Origin of the sequence: Anabaena sp. UHCC 0204, from assembly GCF_009711975.1 — a bacterium.
In the GTDB taxonomy this organism is placed as follows: domain Bacteria; phylum Cyanobacteriota; class Cyanobacteriia; order Cyanobacteriales; family Nostocaceae; genus Dolichospermum.
Genome location: NZ_VIKW01000063.1, coordinates 10,039 through 11,455 on the forward strand (window position 1 = coordinate 10,039; position 1,417 = coordinate 11,455).

The 1,417-nt window shown below is 36.8% G+C and carries 2 protein-coding genes; both read right to left on the reverse strand.

All coding sequences use genetic code 11. The annotated features are described in order from the left end of the window. Positions 1-863, reverse strand: an 863-nt coding sequence (locus tag FJR04_RS26740; protein WP_217359517.1) for a tetratricopeptide repeat protein, incomplete at its 3' end; no start/stop codon positions are given. Further along, the coding region (locus FJR04_RS24085) for a hypothetical protein (protein WP_168499628.1) at positions 850-1,417 on the reverse strand (568 nt) is incomplete at its 5' end. The genes FJR04_RS26740 and FJR04_RS24085, both read right to left, overlap by 14 nt.

Consider the following 1,417-nt stretch of genomic DNA (forward strand, 5'->3'; position numbering starts at 1 on the left):
TCCTCATATCGTCCTTTAATTTGATAAAGTCCCGCTAAATTATTGAGACTAACAGCAGTATCAGGATGATTTTCTCCTAATTGCTCTTCACTAATTGAGAGCGCTTTTTTATAAAAATCAACTGCACTGGCATAATCACCCTGATCTTTCTTAAGATTACCAATATCTCGTAACAAGGTCGTAATATAACGCGGGTTTTTCAGGTTTATCTCTTGGTAAAGAGTTTCCGCACGACTCAAAAATGACTCGGCTTTTACAGAATGCCCAGAACGCATTTCGATCAGTCCCTGTAAATGGAGGGAAAATCCTTTTCCAAAGGTATCTAATCTGCCAGCTATTTCATATTCTAAAAAGCTTTGAACCGCAGCTTGCATCCGCTCAATTTGATGATAAGTCCACCAATTAATACCTCTATCCAATAATCTTCCAGTCTGAGCCTTGCCTTCATTGAGAATCTCGTGATAACAAAATTCCACATCTTCTTCTGATGACATTTTTTCAGCAAAAAAATAATCAGCAGCTCGTTGGGATAGACTCAGAAATTCATCTTTATCCTGCTGCCAAAGTTGATTTAATAACACATTTCGCGTTAGTTCATGGATGTTGTATCCCTGTTTGGGAAATTTTTCAACAAAGGTTAACGCTGTTAAATTTTCATACAATTTCTCCGCTTGTTCTGCTAACTCTGGTCTTAATGCCGCCAAAATATTAGCATCAAAAAAATGGGGAATTGCCGCTGCCCAGAGTATGGATACTAATTCATCAGACATCTGACTCATTTGTAATTCCAGCAAAATCCATTGCCGTTCTGTCTCTGTCTCGGCTTGCTGAACTCGTTTTAGTATCTCTTCAATACTGACCACTGTTTATCACTGCTAATAACATTTCATGAACACTTTTAGGATGACCTTTAAGCCCAATTAAGATCGGTTTAATCGCATGATCAGGTAAATCTGAACAAAACTCGCACCATGCCTTTAAATCATCAATTGGAGTCAGTTTAAAATGTTCACATTCATGACCCCAAACTGAATTATTTATATTAGGAATTATCTGCCCAGCAATAACTATTACAACATTTTTTAAACGTCGTTCAACAGTTCTTAACCATGTGCTTTCAATCCAATCCTGTAATGATTTACTAGCCATTTGGTAAGTATCAAGTGTAATTACTATTTGATGCTCAAATTTTTCTAAATCATGAAAAAAAGCATCATGTAACTGCCGTAAACGATGCTCCTGCGCTTGTGGATCAATACTAGTACCGTTAATTGCTATGGAAATTTTGTCTGCTGCAATATCATTTTCAGAAAAATCAACACTTCCTTGTATAAAGGTTCTAAGCTGTTTTACAAAAGTTGGAAATTGCTCCCGTCCCAAATCATTCACAACTTCCGACAAAAATGCGGCAATACTA